The organism is Weizmannia sp. FSL K6-0777 (assembly GCF_038593185.1).
Taxonomy (GTDB): domain Bacteria; phylum Bacillota; class Bacilli; order Bacillales; family Bacillaceae_C; genus Weizmannia; species Weizmannia faecalis.
This window is the reverse complement of the sequence record NZ_CP151971.1, coordinates 155,026-174,962: the sequence shown is the minus strand read 5'-3', so window position 1 is coordinate 174,962 and position 19,937 is coordinate 155,026. Positions and strand designations below refer to the sequence as shown.

General features: G+C 48.0%; 19 protein-coding genes. 4 read left to right on the top strand and 15 right to left on the bottom strand.

Going from position 1 to position 19,937, the window contains the following annotated elements:
- Positions 1 to 120: 120 nt before the first annotated feature.
- Entirely contained in the window at positions 121 to 348 is a 228-nt protein-coding gene (locus tag NST70_RS00935; RefSeq protein WP_014096466.1) for a hypothetical protein, read from the bottom strand.
- Between the two features lie 138 nt (positions 349 to 486).
- On the opposite strand from NST70_RS00935, the gene NST70_RS00930 reads away from it, so the two are divergent.
- Both NST70_RS00930 and NST70_RS00925 read left to right on the top strand, forming a co-directional pair.
- Positions 487 to 1,227 carry a polysaccharide deacetylase family protein gene (locus NST70_RS00930; RefSeq protein WP_014096467.1) on the top strand — a complete coding sequence of 247 codons (741 nt, stop codon included), beginning with the start codon at positions 487 to 489 and terminating at the stop codon, positions 1,225 to 1,227.
- Positions 1,228 to 1,334: 107 nt separating this feature from the next.
- Positions 1,335 to 2,399, top strand: coding sequence for a C45 family peptidase (locus NST70_RS00925; RefSeq protein WP_340714039.1), 1,065 nt, complete (start codon positions 1,335 to 1,337; stop codon positions 2,397 to 2,399).
- A 258-nt stretch (positions 2,400 to 2,657) separates the two neighbouring features.
- Here the strand turns inward: NST70_RS00925 and NST70_RS00920 are convergent, their stop codons facing one another.
- The gene (locus NST70_RS00920; RefSeq protein WP_276210777.1) at positions 2,658 to 3,293 is read right to left on the bottom strand and encodes a KinB-signaling pathway activation protein; all 636 of its coding nucleotides are present in this window, start codon (positions 3,291 to 3,293) and stop codon (positions 2,658 to 2,660) included.
- Positions 3,294 to 3,547: 254 nt separating this feature from the next.
- Between NST70_RS00920 and gerD the strand changes: the two genes are divergently transcribed.
- Complete coding sequence (gene gerD / locus NST70_RS00915) at positions 3,548 to 4,102, top strand: spore germination lipoprotein GerD (protein ID WP_014096470.1); 555 nt, start codon at positions 3,548 to 3,550, stop codon at positions 4,100 to 4,102.
- A 31-nt stretch (positions 4,103 to 4,133) separates the two neighbouring features.
- Here the strand turns inward: gerD and NST70_RS00910 are convergent, their stop codons facing one another.
- From NST70_RS00910 to sat, 6 genes are all read right to left on the bottom strand, one after another.
- Positions 4,134 to 5,186 carry an Mrp/NBP35 family ATP-binding protein gene (locus tag NST70_RS00910; RefSeq protein ID WP_014096471.1) on the bottom strand — a complete coding sequence of 351 codons (1,053 nt, stop codon included), beginning with the start codon at positions 5,184 to 5,186 and terminating at the stop codon, positions 4,134 to 4,136.
- 95 nt (positions 5,187 to 5,281) lie between these two features.
- Positions 5,282 to 5,995 carry an N-acetylmuramoyl-L-alanine amidase CwlD gene (gene cwlD, locus NST70_RS00905; protein ID WP_014096472.1) on the bottom strand — a complete coding sequence of 238 codons (714 nt, stop codon included), beginning with the start codon at positions 5,993 to 5,995 and terminating at the stop codon, positions 5,282 to 5,284.
- 91 nt (positions 5,996 to 6,086) lie between these two features.
- Positions 6,087 to 6,530, bottom strand: coding sequence for a YbaK family protein (locus NST70_RS00900; protein WP_014096473.1), 444 nt, complete (start codon positions 6,528 to 6,530; stop codon positions 6,087 to 6,089).
- Between the two features lie 118 nt (positions 6,531 to 6,648).
- Positions 6,649 to 8,130, bottom strand: coding sequence for an amino acid permease (locus tag NST70_RS00895; RefSeq protein ID WP_014096474.1), 1,482 nt, complete (start codon positions 8,128 to 8,130; stop codon positions 6,649 to 6,651).
- A 199-nt stretch (positions 8,131 to 8,329) separates the two neighbouring features.
- The gene (cysC, locus tag NST70_RS00890; protein ID WP_035182946.1) at positions 8,330 to 8,935 is read right to left on the bottom strand and encodes an adenylyl-sulfate kinase; all 606 of its coding nucleotides are present in this window, start codon (positions 8,933 to 8,935) and stop codon (positions 8,330 to 8,332) included.
- Positions 8,936 to 8,968: 33 nt separating this feature from the next.
- Entirely contained in the window at positions 8,969 to 10,123 is a 1,155-nt protein-coding gene (sat, locus tag NST70_RS00885) for a sulfate adenylyltransferase (protein ID WP_019722045.1), read from the bottom strand.
- A 604-nt stretch (positions 10,124 to 10,727) separates the two neighbouring features.
- Here sat and NST70_RS00880 point away from each other — a divergent pair.
- Positions 10,728 to 12,680, top strand: a complete 1,953-nt coding sequence (locus NST70_RS00880) for an alkaline phosphatase family protein (RefSeq protein ID WP_328220526.1) — start codon at positions 10,728 to 10,730, stop codon at positions 12,678 to 12,680.
- A gap of 173 nt (positions 12,681 to 12,853) precedes the next feature.
- On the opposite strand, the gene NST70_RS00875 is transcribed toward NST70_RS00880, so the two are convergent.
- From NST70_RS00875 to NST70_RS00845, 7 genes are all read right to left on the bottom strand, one after another.
- Positions 12,854 to 14,911, bottom strand: coding sequence for a catalase (locus NST70_RS00875; RefSeq protein WP_328220524.1), 2,058 nt, complete (start codon positions 14,909 to 14,911; stop codon positions 12,854 to 12,856).
- A 281-nt stretch (positions 14,912 to 15,192) separates the two neighbouring features.
- Positions 15,193 to 15,585, bottom strand: a complete 393-nt coding sequence (gene rpsI, locus NST70_RS00870; RefSeq protein ID WP_013858111.1) for a 30S ribosomal protein S9 — start codon at positions 15,583 to 15,585, stop codon at positions 15,193 to 15,195.
- Positions 15,586 to 15,606: 21 nt separating this feature from the next.
- Entirely contained in the window at positions 15,607 to 16,044 is a 438-nt protein-coding gene (gene rplM / locus NST70_RS00865; RefSeq protein ID WP_014096480.1) for a 50S ribosomal protein L13, read from the bottom strand.
- Between the two features lie 200 nt (positions 16,045 to 16,244).
- Positions 16,245 to 16,982, bottom strand: a complete 738-nt coding sequence (gene truA, locus NST70_RS00860; protein ID WP_014096481.1) for a tRNA pseudouridine(38-40) synthase TruA — start codon at positions 16,980 to 16,982, stop codon at positions 16,245 to 16,247.
- Positions 16,979 to 17,788 (bottom strand): energy-coupling factor transporter transmembrane protein EcfT, encoded by an 810-nt coding sequence (locus NST70_RS00855; protein ID WP_014096482.1) that lies wholly within the window; start codon positions 17,786 to 17,788, stop codon positions 16,979 to 16,981. Before NST70_RS00855 ends, truA begins: the two co-directional genes overlap by 4 nt.
- Positions 17,785 to 18,654: an energy-coupling factor ABC transporter ATP-binding protein gene (locus NST70_RS00850; protein ID WP_035189295.1), complete on the bottom strand. Its 870-nt coding sequence runs from the start codon at positions 18,652 to 18,654 to the stop codon at positions 17,785 to 17,787. Before NST70_RS00850 ends, NST70_RS00855 begins: the two co-directional genes overlap by 4 nt.
- The gene (locus tag NST70_RS00845) at positions 18,630 to 19,478 is read right to left on the bottom strand and encodes an energy-coupling factor ABC transporter ATP-binding protein (RefSeq protein WP_035189294.1); all 849 of its coding nucleotides are present in this window, start codon (positions 19,476 to 19,478) and stop codon (positions 18,630 to 18,632) included. The genes NST70_RS00850 and NST70_RS00845 overlap by 25 nt, the downstream gene beginning before the upstream one ends.
- Positions 19,479 to 19,937 lie beyond the last annotated feature (459 nt).

Sequence of the window (19,937 nt, the reverse complement as noted above, 5' to 3'; positions counted from 1 at the left end):
CGGCCGGGACAACTCGCGTCCTTCTTTCCGGTCAAGGTCCGTGATTTCCCTTTTTCCAGAACGCTCTTCGCTTCTTCTTTTCCAAAAGACCGTAAAAAAAAGAGCGGCTGCCTCCGCTCTTTACTGTTTCATTTCCCGCCTATAGGACACGGCGAATTGGGCATATTCGCTTTGGGGCGCGACTTTTGTCAGGAGCTTAAAAAGAATCCGGTACCGTTCTTTCATGGCCCTTTTGATGACCCGCTCAATCCGCTCATCATTCAGGTCAAGTAAAATTTCTTCCATTTCTCTTTTCAACAAATACTGCAGTTCCAGCAGCTCTTTTTCATGGACGACAAGACCTAACACCCGCATGCACCCTTTCTGTTCATGGTACGTCTATTTTTACCAAATTTAAGGAAAATATCACAGCACTTTTCCTTGCATAATCCTGAAAAAATGGCGCATACAATAAGACAAGTGCAGTTTTTAACGGGAGGTTGAATCATGCACCATACGAAATCGCGAAACTGGAAACCGTATCTTTTCATTGTCATTGTCTCGTTTTTTACTGCCTTATTGATCTATACCCAAACACTGGCGCAGACGGCAGCTTTTTCAGCAAAAGGCACCCCGAAAGCCGTTTTTAAAGGAGAAAACGGCATTGCGTTAACTTTTAATATTGGCTGGGGCGATGAAAAAGCCGTCCCTATCTTGAAAACGCTGCAGAAAAACGGCGTAAAGTCCGCAACCTTTTTCCTGTCAGGCGCGTGGGCGGAACAGCACCCGGATATTGTGAATAGGATTGAAAAAGCCGGATATGAGATCGGAAGCCTCGGTTATGCCTATGTGGATTACACGGATGAAGAACCGGCTAAAGTGCGGCATGATATGCAGAAGGCACAAGAAGTGTTTAAAAAACTTGAAATAAAGGATGTAAAACTTTTGCGTTCCCCGACCGGCCATTTTGACAAAACGGCATTAAAAATTGCGGACCAACTGGGGCTTACAATGGTTCACTGGAGCGTCAACACCGATGACTGGAAAAACCCGGGCACCGCAAAAATTATTGAAAAAGCAAGCACAGCCGAAAACGGGGATATCATCCTGCTGCACGCTTCTGATGCCGCAAAGCAGACGAACAAAGCCCTGCCGCAAATCATCCGCCACTTGTCGGATAAAGGAAAATTTGTGACCGTTTCCGAAATGATTGCAAACGGCAAAGCAGAAACGAAAGTGATTCCTTAAAGCCACAGGCCCACTTGGTATATCGTTGTTAGGAGAAGAGAAATACAATGTGTTAAAATAAATGATATGAAAGGATATCCCAATGGGTTTGCAGGTGAATTGAAATGATGAGGCAAATTTTCAGCACGGTGGTCCAATTTCGCGGGTCACATGAAAAATTCGGTTATATGCAGGGGCTTGCATTAAAAGAATCCCTTTCCATCCAAAACCGCGACAATCAATGGAAAGTCAGAAAACCGCGGTTTGTAATCGACCTTAACGAAACGAAAGACGCAATCACCCGCTTTGCACCCGGAATCTGGGACGAGTTGTGCGGATTGCAGGAAGCACTGAAATGGCCGATGGAAAAAGTTTTGCAGGAATTTGGCGGCTACCGGGTGGATTACACAAAATCAGGCTGCTCGATTTTAACAGGCGATGGCTATCTCATCCGCAACTATGATTACCATCCTAAAACCTATGAAGGACGCTATGTCCTGTACCAGCCAACCGACCAGGGGTACGCGATTGCCGGGCCGAGCCAGCGCGTCACCGGGCGGATGGACGGCATGAATGAAAAAGGGCTCGCCATCGGCTATACGTTTATCCATCGAAAAAGTCCCGGCGACGGGTTTATTTGCTGCATGATTGGCAGGCTGCTGCTGGAATCATGCGTAAATATTGACGAAGCCGTTGCCATGTTAAAAGAAATTCCGCACCGCCATTCATTCAGCTATGTCGTTTATGATAAAAGCGGGGAAACCCGGATTGTCGAAGCCTCTCCGCGCGCGGTCGCCGTGCGGAACGGAGATATTTGCACCAATCATTTTGAAACCCTCAGCAAAGAAAACCGGCATCATCTCAGCGATTCGATGCGCAGAACCGCCATTTTGGAACAGGAAAAAGGGCATCTATCCAGCGCCCGGGACGCGTTTCAATTATTAAATAGCCGGGATAAAGGCGTTTTTTCAGAACTATACGCTAGCTGGGCGGGCACAATCCATACTTCCGCTTACCTGCCAAAGCAAATGGAAGCCTGGTTCGCTTTAGGCGGTGACTGCGAGCCGGTGAAAATTGACTTTGCCAAATGGCTGTCAGGAGAAGACTTGCCCATTGAAAAGATCACCGGCGAAGTGGATACGGATATCCCCTTCCTCCATATGGACAAAGGGGCCGACTGGTTTCAAAAATGATCGAAACCGCGGTCATGAACCATGGATTCCGGCCGCGGCATCCTTTACCGGAAAAATGCTGCGGTTGCAAAAATGGAATCATCCGGTGCTCTGTGTCGTATGGAGCAGAAGCCATGGACTCTTCTATTGCTTTTTTCATGGGCCGCGGGCGTTTCAAGCGTTCCCACTGTTATCGTGTATATTGTACGCCAGCTGAGAAAATTTTTATGCATTTACTGCCCAGGCAGCAAAAACCGGATACCCCATCAGGCTCCGGTTTTAATTTGCCGTCTTTTCTTCTCCGATCTTGCGCAATGCTTTCTCCTCTTTTTCCTTTTGGGAGCGCTTTAAAAAATGCGGGAGCGCAAGCAGCTGGTAAGCATTGCAGATGAGAAGCGGGAAAAGCATAAGATAAAGCGAGGATATGCTATTGACACGCAAAGCTGGCACCCACTCGAGAATGGTCACTGCCACCATGAAAAACAAGGCAGGAATAAAAGCCCCTGCACTTTTTGCCTGCTTCGTCTTAGCAGCTGCCGCCACAAACGCGGACACAAGGATCAGTGCTGCAAACAGCAGGGACTGGCGGGTATCCGCGCGGAAGTACACAAAATCGAACAGTACATAACAGGCTGCAACAAGCTGAATGGCCTGCCAAACAAGCCGCGAACGGAAAATGTCAAGCCCGAGCTGGTGCACGGTTAACCAGGCGAAGAAACCTACCTGACTGACAAGACTGAAAATCAAGCCCAACCCCGCAAACCAGAAAAACGCGCCAGCGATGGACAAAAGATCCGCATGTGCAAAATAAGGCGCCATTTCCGGCCAGCGGACGAAAAACCCGAGAATCCCGGCTGACACCCCTCCGATGGCAAGAGCGGCAAAAAAGAAACGAACCCAGTTCCGGCTTGTCAATCCCCATCCCCCTTTGCCTTTAAAGTACCTTTATTGTAACAGAGAATCATGAGAAAAATCCAGCACATCATGCCGGCTTTCCCAACTGTACTGTTTTACCAATCCGCACGATGAAGCCGGTTTTTGCAGAGCTGTAGCACGATCAGGCTCCGGTCCCGGGAAAAAATTCCAGTGCTTTTAAGCCTCCCCGCCGAGCGCATAATCCGAAAAGAACTTCACATATTAAAGATAGAATGAAGAAGGGAGCCAAAAGCATGAAACCAAGAACCGTTTTGCTCCTGATCAGCCTTTGCGCTGCCCTTACAGCCTGCTCGGGCGAGGCTTCAACAGGCGGGCAAGCGGATTATAACCAGACGAAAAAAATGGTCATTGACATATTGAAAACCGATGAAGGAAAAAAAGCGCTGCAGGACGTGATTACAAGCGACGGAATGAAAAAGAATCTGGTCATTGACAAGGCGTACATGAAAGAAGCGATCGAACAAACATTAACTTCCGATAAAGGCAAGGCTTTTTGGAGAGAAGCCATGCAGGATCCGAAATTTGCCGCCGCGGTTGCAGACAGCATGAAAACTGAAAACAAAGCGCTGTTGAAAAGTTTGATGAAGGATCCGGATTACCAGGCAATGATGATGGATATTTTAAAAGACCCGGCTTACGAAAAAGAAGTGCAAACGATGCTAAAGAGCAAAGAAATGCGGAAAACCATGCAGGAGGTTGTCATCGATACGTTTAATGACCCGGCTTTTAAAGCGAAAATGGAAGACAGTCTGCTGAAAGCGGCGAAAACGATGAAAGACAAAAAGTAGCGGCGGGATTTGGCTCCGCCGCTTTCCACATTTATTTTTTCAGCTTGTCCACAATTTTTTGTGCGATTTCCGTATAAATTTTTCCGAGCCGGTGGTCTTCGGCATAGATGGACGGCGCGAAATCATGTTCATTCCAGTCCGGCTGCTGAAGCGGGAGCTGACCGAGCACTTCGGTCCGCAATTCTTCGGCAAGTTTTTCCCCGCCGCCGCGACCAAATACATACTCGCGTTCGCCGGTCACCTTGCTTTCAAAATAAGCCATATTTTCAATGACACCGAGCAAATTGTGTTCCGTCCGGAGTGCCATCGCGCCGGCCCGTGCCGCAACGAAAGCCGCAGTCGGATGCGGGGTTGTCACGATAATCTCATTGCAGCGCGGCAGCATCGAATGGATATCGAGCGCCACATCCCCGGTGCCCGGCGGCAAGTCAAGCAGCAAATAATCGAGGTTGCCCCATTCCACTTCATGGAAGAAATTGTTCAGCATTTTGCCAAGCATCGGCCCGCGCCAGATCACCGGCGCATTGTCTTCTACAAAAAAGCCCATCGAAATGACCTTGACCCCGAACCGTTCCACCGGGATAATTCTTTCTCCGCGGACAACCGGACGCTGCATAATGCCCATCATGTCCGGCACGCTGAATCCGTAAATATCGGCATCAATCAGGCCGACCTTTTTCCCAAGGCGGGCGAGTGCAACCGCCAAATTGACGGAAACGGTCGATTTCCCAACGCCGCCCTTGCCGCTTGCAATGGCGATAAATTCCGTTTTGGCGGAGCCGAGCGGGTTTTTGTTGTCTTCCTGCAACAAATCGCGGAACCGGTCGAGCGTTTCTTTCGGCAGTTCGCCGAAACGGATGCCGACTGTATTCGCGCCAATCCCTTTCAATGCTTTCACAATGGCCATCTGCAGCTGCAGCTGTTCGCTTGTGCCGGTTTTGGCAATCGCCACTTTGACACTGACATGCTGGATCTCTTCTTTGATTTTGATTTCGAGGATCCCTTTTGTTTCTTCGAGCGTTTTATGTAAAAAAGGATCTTCAAACCCTTTTAACACGTCGTAAACCTGTTGTTCCGTCAACATTTTCTACACCATCCTTAAAATGAAGTCGTTTCCAGCTTGATTCCAGTATACCATACAATGGCAGTGTTTTGCGCTGGAACGGCTCCGGATGCTTGTCAGTTCTTTAAATCCTTTTCTTTTGTAAAGTAGCGCATAATCCCTTCATAAATGGATGCTGCCACCTTTGTCTGGTATGCGTCGGACTTTAGTTGCTCCCGCTCCCCGGGATTGGACAAAAACCCGATTTCCACAAGGCAGCCCGGTTTTTTCGCATGCTTCAGCAAATACACATTAGACAATGTTTTGGAAGCCCGGTTTGTATTTTCGAGATTCCGGACCAGCTCCGCCTGGATAAACGTGGCGATCCTTTTATTTTCAATCATAGTCGGGGCGTAAAAAGTCTGGGCGCCGTGCCACTGTGATTGCGGAATGGCGTTCAGATGGATGCTGATAAAAAGATCCGCTTCCGACTCGTTGATCAGGGAAAGCCTTTTTCTTAAATCCTCCACTTTGCGGCGGCTGTAGCCCTTTGTCTCGTTATCAGCAAGGTCTGTATCCGTTTCGCGCGTCATAATAACAAGCGCGCCCTGCTGCTGAAGATAGTCTTTGATTTTGGCCGCCACACTTAAGGCAACATCTTTTTCCAGCACTTCATCTCCCGTTGCCCCGCCGTCCGGCCCCCCGTGCCCCGGATCCAGATAGATGATTTTCCCGGAAAGCGGCAGATTCCACGGGCGCCACGTATCTTTTTGGAAAAACTCAAACTGCACAAGTAAAAATAAAAGGGTGACACCAAGCAGAAACCCCGCAATTTTGATTTTCCGTTTCATCACAATCTCCCTCTCCCTGTCCTTATTGAAAAGTTATGGGACAAGGGAGGAAAATAGAACTGCAAAAAAGGGAGCCGCAAACGGGCATCCCCTAATGAAGCCGCAGTTTCCGCCTTTGTTCGCCTTTTTTAAAGCCGTAAGACCAAAAGTAGTCGGCAAACTGCTCGCATGTATAGTAAATGGACTCCTGCATCGTATCATTGCCGAATGTCCAATAAAGCCAAAAATTGTACAGAGTATCTGTAATATGCTTTAATTCGGTTTCGCACCGTTTCTTTGCCTGCTCGGCCGGCTCGCCGTAATACCCGAACCGGCTGTAATGGCCGCCCAATAAATAGGCTTCAATGGCGACATCGTAACACCCTTCTTCGATCCCCTGCTCCATCCACGCTCCCCCGTTGATCCGGAACGAACCGAAATGGGACTGGAAGCTTTTCTTCAGCACTTCAACCGGCAGTTCGCGGAGCAAATTGCGTTCCGCCTTCATTTGCCTCTCCCGTCTTTTCGCAGACAGGGTGGTAATGACTTCATTCATCTCTACCCACTCCTTACCGGTATTGTACGCGGGCGTAGAGGCGTCGATACTTTATAATGATTTCCAAACAAGGAATCGATATCGCAACATGGGCGCGCGCTTTAAGCCAACACACCGCTCAGGAGCGCGCATCCTTTTTTTCAGTATGCTCCGGCTCCTGGTCAAATCCCCGGTCATCAATCCGGCATGCCTCAAGCGGGATGACTTTTGTCCGCTTTACGAGCTTGTAGCCGAGCCACATGATGGCAAAAAGCGGGATGCCGAGATACGCGGCAATGGCGCTCATCCAGTCGATACGGCCGCCGAGGAATGCCTGATAATCCTGCGCAAGAATAACGATCACGCCGACAATCAGCGCAAAAATCGGGCCGAACGGGTACCATTTCGCATGGTAAGGGAGATCGTCAAGTGAACGTCCCTGGGCGAGATACGCTTTCCGGAAACGGTAATGGCTGGCGGCAATCCCGAGCCAGAAAATAAAGCCCGTGACGCCCGCTGCATTCAACAGCCAGATATAAATGGCGCCGTCCCCGAATGCGGATGCGAGAAATGCAAGCGCGCCGACAATGGCCGTGGCAACAAGGGCTGCGACCGGCACACCGCGTTTGTTCAGTTTGCCGAAAAACTTCGGCGCCTGGCCTTCATGGGCCATTGCATACAAAATCCTTGTGGAAGCATACAGGCTCGAGTTTCCCGCCGACAGCACAGCCGTTAAAATGACCGCATTCATCAGGGATGCAGCAAATGCAAGCCCCGCTTTTTTAAAGACAAGCGTAAACGGGCTCACCATTACATCCGTACTTTGCAAACTTTTTGTCGTATAAGGGATAATCAGCCCGATGACAAGAATTGCAAGGACATAAAACAACAAAATGCGCCAGAAAATGCTTTTGATTGCTTTCGGCACGTTTTTGCGCGGATTCTCGCTTTCCCCGGCTGCAACGCCGACAATTTCCGTCCCCTGGAATGAAAATCCGGCTGTAATGAACACGCCAAGCACGGCAAGCGCACCACCGTGGAAAGGCGCATCCCCGATTGTAAAGTTTTTAAAGCCGGCCGGTGCCCCGCCCAATATGCCAAATATCATCAAAAAGCCGGTAACAATAAAAAGGATAATGGTCGCCACTTTGACAAAGGAAAACCAGTACTCTCCTTCGCCATAGCCTCTCACGGACAAAATGTTCAAAAGAAAAATCACGAGCAAAAACAGGCCGCTCCACAACCAGCTGGGGCTGTGCGGAAACCAAAATTTCATGACCAGCGTCGATGCCGACAGTTCCGCTGCAAGACAAATGGCCCAGCTGTACCAGTAATTCCAGCCGAGCGCAAAACCGAGCGCCGGATCAATAAAGCGGGTTGCATACGTACTGAATGCCCCGCTTGTCGGCATAAATGAAGCCAGTTCCCCGAGGCTTGTCATAATAAAATAGACCATCACACCGATAACCAAATAGGCAAGCAGCGCTCCCCCCGGACCCGCCTGGTAAATCGCGGCGCCGCTTCCGAGAAAAAGCCCGGTCCCGATCGAGCCGCCGAGTGATATCATGGTCAGATGCCGCGCCTTTAAACGCCGTTTCAGGCCGGATTTTTGTGTTGCCATCGTATGTTCATCTCCATTTATCTATCATACGCATCTGGTTAAAATAAATCACAACGTCCATACCATAGCACAAAAAATTCCGGATGAAAACAGGATTTTGCATATTTCCAGCATTTTGTTGCATAATCTTACATCCCTATGTAGAAAAACGTGCAGCAAGGTTTTGCACCTGCTGCACGTTTGCCGTTTATAAGACCGGCTACTTTTCGATGTACCCTTTTTCTTCCAAAAAGCGGATCACCTGCCCGACAGCCTGTTCCAACGGCTGTTTGTCGGTTTCCACGACAAGTTCCGGATGTTCCGGGGCTTCATAAGGGGCATCTATACCGGTAAAATTTTGTATTTCCCCATTGCGGGCTTTTTTGTATAAGCCTTTCGGGTCCCGCTGTTCACATTCTTCCAGCGGGCAGTTCACGTAAATCTCTACGAATTCATTATCTTCGACCAGTTCGCGCACCATGTCCCTGTCAGCACGGTACGGTGAAATGAACGCCGTCAGCACCATTACGCCGGCATCCACGAACAGTTTTGATACCTCTCCGATGCGGCGGATATTTTCTTTCCGGTCTTCCGGGGAAAACCCGAGATTTTTATTCAACCCGTGGCGGATATTATCGCCATCGAGGATATACGTGCGGATCCCCCGCCCGTGGAGTTCCTGTTCAACGGCGACGGACAGCGTGGATTTCCCCGCCCCGGATAACCCGGTAAACCAGAGGACTGCGCTGGAGTGCCCGTTTAACCTCCGGCGGTCTTCTTTTTTAATTTGGGTTTCATGCCATGTGATATTGGTTGCTTTCGCCATGCGGCCGGTTCCCTCCTTATGATTTGCGGACGTTTAATTGTGCACTTTCATCCCTTTGATCAGCACTTCTGCCACTTCCGGCCGGGAAAATTCTTTCGGCGGTTTTTGGCCGGCGCGCAGCATTTCGCGCACTTTTGTCCCGCTCAAATGAATATGGTCTTCTTTTCCGTGCGGACAGGTTTTCGTTGTGGCCATATTGCCGCATTTCGTGCAGTAAAACGCATGCTCAAATTTTAAAATGGTGATGCCCAGTTCCTGCTCCACAGTGCTGATCAGTTCCTGTGCTTCATACGTCCCATAATAATCGCCGACACCGGCATGGTCCCGGCCGACAATGAAATGGGTGCAGCCGTAATTTTTACGGACGAGCGCATGCAGGATTGCTTCCCGCGGGCCTGCATAGCGCATGGCGGCAGGGTAAATAACAAGGCGCACACGATCTTTTGGATAATAATGTTTCAAAATCACTTCGTAACTTTCCATCCGGATATCCGCCGGAATATCATCGCTTTTTGTCTCGCCGACAAGCGGGTTTAAAAGCAGCCCGTCAACGATTTCAAGCGCGCTTTTCTGAATGTATTCATGGGCGCGGTGGACCGGGTTGCGCGTCTGGAAGCCGACAATCGTTTTCCAGCCGAGGGATGCGAACAATGCCCTTGTTTCTTTCGGATCTTTATAATAAGCGGCAAACTCGTCATGATTCGGGCGGTTTAAAAGCGTAACCGGCCCTGCAAGATACACATCCCCGTTTTCATATAAGCGTTTAACGCCGGGGTGCGCCGGGTCGGTTGTCCCGTACACGAGCCTTGCTTCCCGTTCTTTGTCCACTGTATACTTTTCTTCCAGTGTGAGCGTGCCGTAGATCACGCCGTCTGCACCTTTTAATGCGAGCGTTTCGCCGGTTTCAAACCTTTCCGCTTCCTCTTCTGTTACGGGAAGCGTAATCGGAATACTCCAGATAAGGCCGTTTGAAAGCCGCATATTTTCCACAACCGTTTCATAATCCTGCTTCCCCATAAACCCGGTCAGCGGGCTGAAGCCGCCGATGCCGATCAGTTCCAGGTCGGAGATGCTCCAGTCGGAAACGGTTAATGCCGGTAATTGTTCTGCCTGTTTTAAAGCTTCCGCACTGTGGTTTTCCCGGTTTACCAATATACCGCCGTGCGGGATGCTCGTTGAAAAAGCCATGTTCCAATTTCCTCCACTCGTTTGCATTTTTCCTATAAAAACAATTGGAATACTTCCATAATATTTATTTTAGCATTAAACAGATTATTTTTGCATTTATTTTTTTGCAGATCTTGGCGGATCACGGTACAGCTCGCCGTAATCATTTAAATAATCCTGGTATAGCTTCTCGACCGCTCATGATATGCCCTGGACTGAAAGACTTCCTTCAAGGGCAAGCAAGTATCTCCGTGATGTCTACACGCTGCATCAAATCGTCAAGGCTTGTTTGCAGTGCCGGGGGAAGAAAAGATTGATTTTCTGCCTCAGCTTCGTTTCGTCTTCCAGCTATGGCAAATGAAAGGTGCCGGCAATTTACAGTGACAATCAAGTGTATGATCAAATCGTTGTTCGTGTGAAACAATGATCCGCTTTAATCCGTAAGTTCGGATGGAGAATGGGTCCTAAGTTGCCGCTGGCAGAGATCGCGATGCCATCATGAAGAGGCTTATAAAATGATGAACAAGTTAGCCTCTTCCCTGTTCCCGCGCTTTGTTTACCTGCAGCCATCCAGGGAAAATAGAATGCTGACAGTACATATAAGAAAGGAAGGAAGAAAAGGTCCATGAAACGATTCAGCCGTTTGCTTCAGTACATCCTGCCGGCCGCCCTCCTTTGTGCGCTTGTTCCGGGCCGACCCCTGGCTGCATCTGAAAAAGGGACCATTGTTGTCGTGTCTTTTGACGGCATGAAAAACGATTATGTCCACGAACATAAAAAGGAACTGCCGCATTTAAACAAAATTATGAAGCATGGATTTGATGCCAAAGACATTACAGCGGTTTATCCGTCCCTCACCGCCGCCTCCCATGCTTCCATTGCAACAGGGGCCAAGCCGGAGAAAACCGGCCTGGTCAGCAACGCATTTCACAATAAAAATTTTAAACTGACGGAAACAGAGGACGCCTTCTGGTCTGCACTGGACGTCCCGGCCATCTGGTCAGAAGCACGCAAATACGGAAAAGTGACGGCGACGATCTGCTTTCCCGGCTCCAACCCGGAAGTTTCAAAGGCGCATGCCGATTACGCCATCTATTACAAGGATACTTTTGCAAAAAGTGACCTTGTCCATCTTACATTCCGTCCCGCCAAAGGATGGAACAATGCCCCGAAAAGCCGGAAACCGCTAAAAGAAGCCGTTTACCGGTTAAAACTTAAGGGAGCAAAGAACCGGACCATTCATGTGCTGGCTGCCGCTCTTCACCATGATGCGTATGACCTTTTCTATTTTTCGGACAACAAAACGATTGAAGATAAAGATGCGCGAGTGGGTGTCAATCAATGGGGCAGTTTCACGTTAAATGAAAATCATCAACCGGCCGGCTTCTGGTTCAAGATGAAAAAAACCGACCGCACCCTGTCGAAAGCGGAAATGTACCGGACAGCGGTCACATCTGCCGCAATCAAGGGACCGGGGGATTTTGCCAAAACGATAAACAGCCTGTTCGGATTTTTCCCTGTGGATGAAGACTTGGCTGCCCTCAAAAAAGGCTGGATTACCCGGACAGAATATGAAGACATCTCCACCCGCTTTGCCCAATGGGTGCAAAATGTCTCCTTATTCATTAAGGATCGCTATAAACCGGATCTGCTCATGTTTTATGAGCCGCAAATCGACCATGAAGAACATGCCTATTTGTCAACAGACCCGCGCCAGCCCGGCTATTCCGATAAAAAAGCAAAAACATATGCGGCCCGGGTCCGTTGGGCGTATCAATTGGCCGACCATACAGTTGGAAAAACATTGCAGTCACTCGGGGAAAATGACAAATTGTTTGTTGTGTCAGACCACGGCATGGAACCGATGCACACCGGGCTCTCTCCGAATTACGAGCTTAAAAAACACGGTCTGCTTGTTTTAAAGAAAAACGGAGAAATTGATTTGAACCGGACAAAAGCGTATGCAGTTGCTTCTGGCACGATGGCCCATGTCTACATCAATTTGAAAGGAAGGGAGAAAGGCGGAATTGTTTCTAAACAAGATTACGGGAATGTGCAGCAGGAGGTGGCAAGAATTTTTTCGTCTGTCCGCGATCCACGCATCCTTGCTTCAAAATCCAAACTGGCGGGTTTCTATCTTTCGGACTGGTGGCAAGGCATAACAAACGGGCATAGCAGCTGGTCCACTACAAAAGAAACCATATCGTCCCTGTATGATACGGTAAAAAATGACCCGGCCCGGCCGTACGAGTCCGTGATCAAAGCGCAAAGCAAAAAAAGTGAATGGTTTCATCACCCACACGCCGGTGATGTGACGCTTGTCGCAGCGAGAGGTTACATGATGGATTCGGACATCTCTTCCTCTTTCCATGCCCCGTCCGAACTTGGGAACCACGGTGGCAACCCAGAAAGGAGCGATCTGCGCCCGGTGCTGCTTGTATATGGAAAAGGCATTCCGCATAAAAAGGTATCGCGCCGACTTTCTTTAATCGACATTGCCCCGACGCTTTACCGGATGATGAACGTGCCTGCGCCTTTCTTTGTGGACGGGAAGGAAATAAAAGAACTGGTGCCATAATGGCGGGAGAGAGGGCAAAGCCGCTGCTTACGGCGGCTTTGCTGTTTTTTTATGGTTGATGTTTAAAATGTAGTCGAAGGATTATCAATTTTATCATCTTTACAAAATATTTATATGCTCAATTATTATTCAGGAGAGGCTAGAACGAGCGTGCCCCCATATAAATAACTATATTATTTTCTATTCCAAAAACGTTGCTGAGCGATAGCAGAGACAAACTCCTCACCGAAGTAAGGATTATTTGCGGCAAAAACGACCCCGAGTAAGTTATTCTTCTCTGTTGCTTTCATATAAGTATGTGCAGTTGTTGCAACACCAATCGGTTTATAATGTTTGTATGCTTCACTTACAAAACGCATGATATCCTGACTGAACCTTATTTCATTTCCGGAACTTCCGCCAACGATATAGAGTGAATCAAACAGGTTGGGATTTGTTGTTAGAAATGTTTTATTCACTTTGAATTTCGTGCCATCTGTCCCTGTCACCGTTCCAAACTTTTCACCAACAAAGTCGATAGAAACACCATATTTCCGCAAGAGACCAATGACAGTTTTTACCTCTTTCCCATTAAAATGATTGCCGATTAGAACGCCCACTTTAAGCGAATATGGATATTTTGGCGTATTCATCATGCTAAGAGCCAGGGAACTTGCTGTAACTGGAACTTGCACCCCGCTCGAACGATTCACACCAACATATTCAGCAATAGTGGTTGCCAAACCTTCATCAACATTGGCAAACATATCAACGACTTGCTGGCGAACTGATTGGCTTTTCACGTTTCCGAGCTGAAAGCAAAATGCTTGTGTAATATGCTGCTTCTCAACAGACGACATACTATTCCAAACCAGTCTGGCCTGCGAAAAGTAATCTTTAAACGATTTGCTTTCCGCTTTAATCTTGTGCCCCTCTACCTTCTCCTTGTAATGCACATACCCGCCTTCTGCCGGACTGGAAGTGGCAGGAGTATTATGCGCTAAGGAATTTTTATGATAGTTTATTTTTCCAACATTGATTTTTTGTTGCATATACCCGCCTTGCTGGTTATTGTGAACCGGGCAGATGGGACGATTGATCGGTATTTCATTGAAGTTTGGCCCGCCAAGTCGGTGCATTTGTGTATCCCGATAAGCAAATAATCTGCCTTGTAAAACCGGATCATTGGAAAAATCTATTCCCGGGATCACATTTGCTGGATTAAACGCTACCTGTTCTACCTCCGCAAAGAAATTATCAACATTTTTATTTAATGTCATTTTCCCGATAATTTCTACGGGAACCATTTCTTCCGGCCATAATTTGGTAGGGTCTAAAATATCGAAACCATACTTAAATTCATCATCCTCATCAATCATTTGTACACCTAATTCAAATACAGGGTAAGCTCCAAGCTCAATGGACTCCCACAGGTCTCTTCGATGGAAGTCGGGGTCCACCCCACCAATAATTTGCGCTTCATCGATTAGTAATGAATGAACGCCAAGGACAGGCTTCCATTGAAATCTTACAAAAGTAGCTTTTCCATCATCGTTTACAAATCGAAAGGTATTAATACTGAACCCTTGCATCATTCGCCAACTTCTGGGAGCGGTTCGATCAGACATTGCCCACATAATGAAATGAGCAGAAGCTTGATTATTGGCAACAAAATCCCAAAAATTATCATGAGCGGGTGAGGCTTGTGGGATATCATTATGTGGCTTCGGATTAAGCGCATGTATCGCATCCGCTAACTTAAAGGCATCGTTAAGAATGAATACAGGGAATGAGAGCGCTAATAAATCGTAATTCCCTTCCCTTGTATAAAACTTAGTTGAAAAGCCGCGTGGACCCAATGTCGTATCACTTGACCCTTTATTTCCTTGCATGTTGGAAAATCTAACAAATACGGGTGTCTTTTCCCCGGGTTTCTGTAGAAAGCAAGCTTTTGTATATTGTTTCATTGACTTATACAATTCAAATTCCCCATGTGCCCCGAAACCTCTTGCTTGAACAACTCTTTCCGGTATCCGTTCATGGTCAAAATGCATCTGTTTTTCAAAAAAATAAAAGTCCTCCATTAATGTAGGGCCGCGGACTCCAGCTTTTAAAGTCTGTTCATCATTTGAAATCTTTACCGACTCATTGGTTGTAAGTTTCTTACCTACATTGTTAACACGGAACTGTTCTAGTTGCTCATCCTTTCTATTCACGCTCACTTTCTTCCTGTCGTTTGTTGCTTCATCCATGTGATCACCCTTCACAAATAAACTTCAAACTAATATATTCATACGTTGCAATCCGGTAAATTATGCCGGATCACCCTTTTCAATCTACAAGGAGCAACTTGTCCCAGTATTGCTTGAATATCTAAGATATGAACTATCTCCTCTCGAATCTTTTCGGTACGGAAGTTTATTGTTATAACAGTCTTCTTGCATTTGCTGCGTCACATGTGGTCACGGGTTTTTTTGGACATAAAAAAGACCCTCCCCACATAAGTGAAGAGAGCCTTTGAAATGCCAATAATTTAACGTTTCGAGAACTGAGGTGCACGACGAGCGCCTTTGAGACCGTATTTCTTCCGTTCTTTCATACGGGCGTCACGTGTCAGAAGGCCTGCGCGTTTTAACACTGCACGGTATTCAGGATCAGCCTGCAGCAATGCGCGGGCAATACCGTGGCGGATTGCGCCAGCTTGGCCTGTGAAACCGCCGCCTCTTACGTTTACGAGAACATCGTAGCTGCCGTTTGTTTCTGTTATATTCAATGGTTGTTTAATCACTTCAACTAAAGCTTCGAACGGAATGTAATCTTTTACATCACGCCCGTTCACCGTAATATTGCCATTTCCAGGAACTAAGCGGACACGTGCAACAGAACTTTTGCGGCGTCCAGTTCCGGCGTATTGTACTTGTGCCAAAATAATGCCCTCCTTTTAAAATTATCCGCGAAGTTCGTAAACTTCCGGTTTTTGTGCTTCATGCGGATGCTCTGTACCAGCATACACATGTAATTTTTTAAACATTTGGCGTCCAAGAGAACCTTTCGGAAGCATGCCTTTAATAGCCAGTTCCAGCATTTTTTCCGGATATTTCGTTCGCATTTCGCCTGCTGTACGTTGTTTCAAACCGCCTGCAAACTGGCTGTGGCGGTAGTAAATTTTGTCTTCCAGTTTTTTGCCTGTCAATTCTACTTTAGAAGCATTCAGGATGATCACATGATCGCCCGTATCCACGTGCGGTGTGAAAGTTGGTTTATGTTTGCCGCGTAAAATGGATGCCACTTCAGAAGCGAGGCGCCCAAGGGTCTTGCCTTCAGCATCCACTACGTACCATTTACGTTCAACGTCGTTTGCTTTTGCCATATAAGTCGTACGCATGAGTTACCCTCCTAAAAAATATTCACAAAAACACAGTCATGATCTATTGTCATTATCACAATAAGTTTCCGGGGCTTATCGTGGAGTTAAAAAAACAATACCATAGGTTATATTATCGTTTTGGGGCAAGAATGTCAAGCGAATGTTACGCCTGGCCCGGTTGTTTTTATCTTCTTTTGATCATGCGGATTCATGCTCCGTCAATAAGATACTTTCCATAAATACAACCCTTCCGGCGGCGCAGTTTTGCCCGCATAAATCCGGTTCCGTTTTTCAAGGATTTCGCGCATTTCACCGGGGTCGCGTTTGCCACTTCCGATTTCAAGCAAAGTGCCGGTTAAGATCCGTACCATATTGTATAAAAAACCGTTTCCTTTAAAACAGATCACCAATTCATCGTCCTGCTGCAAAAACCGAATCTCTTTTAACGTACGAATCTTGTCTTCCACCTCTGTTTTCGCTGAACAAAAACTCGTAAAATCATGGGTGCCGAGCACGGTCTCAGCTGCTGCTTCCATCGCCTCGATATCAAGCGAATACCAGACCCTTAACGCGTAACGGTGCTTAAACGGACTGCGGACATGAGAAAAATAGATCCGGTAGCGGTATTCCTTCTCTTTTACCGAGTAGCGGGCGTGAAAAGCAGGGTCCGCATATGCCGCTTTCGAGACCGAAATATCGCCTGGAAGCAGGCTGTTTAAAGCGGCCGGCCAGCTTGTTTCCGGAATAGAAAGATCCGTATCGAAATGGATCACCTGCCCCATCGCGTGCACGCCGGCATCCGTCCTTCCTGAAGCCGCCGTTTTCACGTGGCGGCCTTTATGAAGAGTGGCCAGCGCCTTTTCAATTTCCTGCTGGACCGTCCGCTGCCCCGGCTGGACCTGGTACCCCGCGAATCGGGAACCATCGTAACTGACCGTACATTTTACGCGCTTCATAAAATCCCCCCGTCACGAAACAGCACGAGCAGGACAATAACGACGGCCAGCGCACAAATGGACAGCGTATCAGCCGTACGCCAGACGAGCAGGCGGTATTTCGTCCGCCCCTCTCCGCCCTGGTAACCCCGGGCCTCCATTGCCGTTGCCAGCTCTTCCGCACGTTTGAACGAACTGACAAACAGCGGAATTAATAGAGGAATAATGGCTTTCACCCGGTCTTTTATACTCCCGCCGGAAAAATCGACACCCCGGGCCATCTGCGCCTTCATGATTTTTTCCGTCTCGTCCATTAATGTCGGAATAAACCGCAGGGAAATGGACATCATTAATGCCAGTTCATGGACCGGAAATTTTACTTTCCGGAGCGGCGCAAGCAGCATTTCAATCCCGTCTGTCAGCGAAATCGGCGTTGTCGTCAGCGTCAAAAGCGATGTTAAAAAGATCAGCAGCATAAACCTGAGCGAAATAAACACACCCTGCCGGATCCCTTCACTATAAATATGAATAAATGCATAATGGAAAACAAGGCTGCCCTCGCGATTGAAAAATAGCTGCAGAAAAAAAGTAAAAATGACCAGCCATAAAATCGGCAATAACCCTTTAATAAAAAAGCGGACAGGAACTCTTGAAACCAGCATCACAAGCAAGGTAAAGATTACCAGAATCCCGTAGGTGACCGCATTATTGGCCAAAAATACAATACAAATAAAGACAAATACAAAAATCAATTTTGAACGTGGATCCATCCGGTGAATGACGGAATCGCCCGGAATATAGCGCCCGAAAATCATTTTTTCCATCATACGCGCCCACCCCGTTTCAAAACCGATTGCAATGCTTCCGCAAGTTCTTCCACTGTCAGGCATGTCTTATTGAACTTCATACCGGTTTTTTCCTCGAGCATGGTCTGGAAGCGGACAATCTCCGGCACGCTTAATCCCCATTTTTCAAGCAACCCGGGATCGGAAAAGATGTCACGGGGTGCGCCTTTTTTCATCAATTTCCCCTGATGCAAAATGACGAGTTCATCGGCATATAGGGCGGCATCTTCCATGCTGTGGGTAACAAGCACAGTCGTTAAATGCTTCTTCTGGTGCAATTCGTAAAACATGCCCATCATCTCGTGGCGCCCGCGCGGATCAAGCCCGGCAGTCGGCTCGTCCAGCACAAGCACGTCCGGTTCCATCGCAAGCACACCAGCGATGGCAACTCGCCGCATTTGCCCGCCTGACAGGTCAAACGGCGATTTTGCAAGAATCTCTTCTGAAAGCCCGACAAGCCGGATGAGCTCCCTCGCCCGCTGTTTCGCTTCTTTTTCCGGAACGCCGAAATTCTTCGGGCCGAAACAGATGTCTTTTTCCACCGTTTCTTCAAACAGCTGGTGTTCAGGAAACTGGAACACAATCCCGACTTTTTGCCGGATCGCCTTCAAGTTTTTTTCCTTTTTTCCGCCTTCAATCACCCGGCTGCCGATTGTTACTTTTCCTTTTGTCGGCTGAAGCAGGGCATTCAAATGCTGCAGCAGCGTCGATTTACCTGAGCCGGTATGCCCGATCACGGCGATATAGCGGCCGGACGGGATGGCGAGGGAAATGTCATAGAGTGCAAGCCTTTCAAACGGCGTATTCGGCTGATACCGGTATTCTACTTGTTCAAATGCAATGTCCATAGTGCATCCACCAATTCTTCATCTGTTAAATAAATTTCCGGTAAGTCCAAGCCCCTTGCTTTTAGCGCTTTTGCCATTTTGACCGGGAACGGAATATCAAGGCCAAGCGCAGTCAATGTCTCATCCATTTGAAAAATGTCACGCGGTGTGCCTTCCCGGTAGACCTCGCCGCGGTTCATCACGATCATCCGTTCCGCCTGGGCAGCTTCTTCAAGATCATGGGTAATCGAAATGACGGTCAGCCCTGCTTCTTGTTTCAGCTGTCGAATCGTCTCCAGCACTTCTTTGCGGCCGACCGGATCGAGCATGGACGTGGCTTCATCCAAAATGATCACTTCCGGCTTTAGCGCGATGATCCCGGCGATCGCCACCCGTTGTTTTTGCCCGCCTGATAAATGGTGCGGTTCGCGGTCCACAAAGTCCGACATCCGCACCCGCTTTAAGGCATCATGGACGCGTTTCACCATTTCCTCACGCGGCACACCGTGATTTTCCAGCCCGAATGCGACATCATCCTGAACGGTTGTACCGACAAACTGGTTGTCGGGATTTTGAAACACCATGCCGACGCGCCTTCTGATCTCCCAGACATTTTCATCCGACAACTTGAGGCCGGAAACCGTTATCGTGCCCTTTCCGGGAAACTGCAAGCCGTTTAAGAGCCTCGCCAGCGTAGACTTTCCGGATCCGTTATGCCCGACAATGGCCAGCCACTCGCCTTTATAAACTTGAAAAGAAATATTTGTTAGTGCATACGTTTCCTGTTCCGGGTAACGGAAGGAAACCTGGTCGATGTCAATGATCACGTTCGTGCTGTCTGCCAATGCCGGATTCCTCCTCTGTAACCTGCTTTTTAGCACGGTTAAAACATGCTAAGCAATCCTTCGCTATTCTCTTCAACTTCATTTCCATCCTGATGGCGGCGCCGCAAAATTGCTTGGGTGTTTACCCAGCCTTTATGCGCCTCGCCACGCGTCAGCAACAGCCCGTTTACAAACGGCTTCTCTTCCGAACGATGATAACCAATGTTTCACCCGTTTGCTTGTATTTATATTTTACCGTATTGTCGTGCAGTTTGGCGGGTAAAATATCCCCATAATAAAAAAGCCTGCACCCCTCTTCAGTGTAGACGTTAACAATCCGGCGCACAGAAATAAAAAGGGGTGCAAGAGCTAGACGGGCACAAAATGCGCCCATCGTAACACTCACAGTTTATTGCATCACACATAAACGAAAAGGTTTTGCAATCACAGACTGTCCTAGAGCTGCTGCAATTACAAACC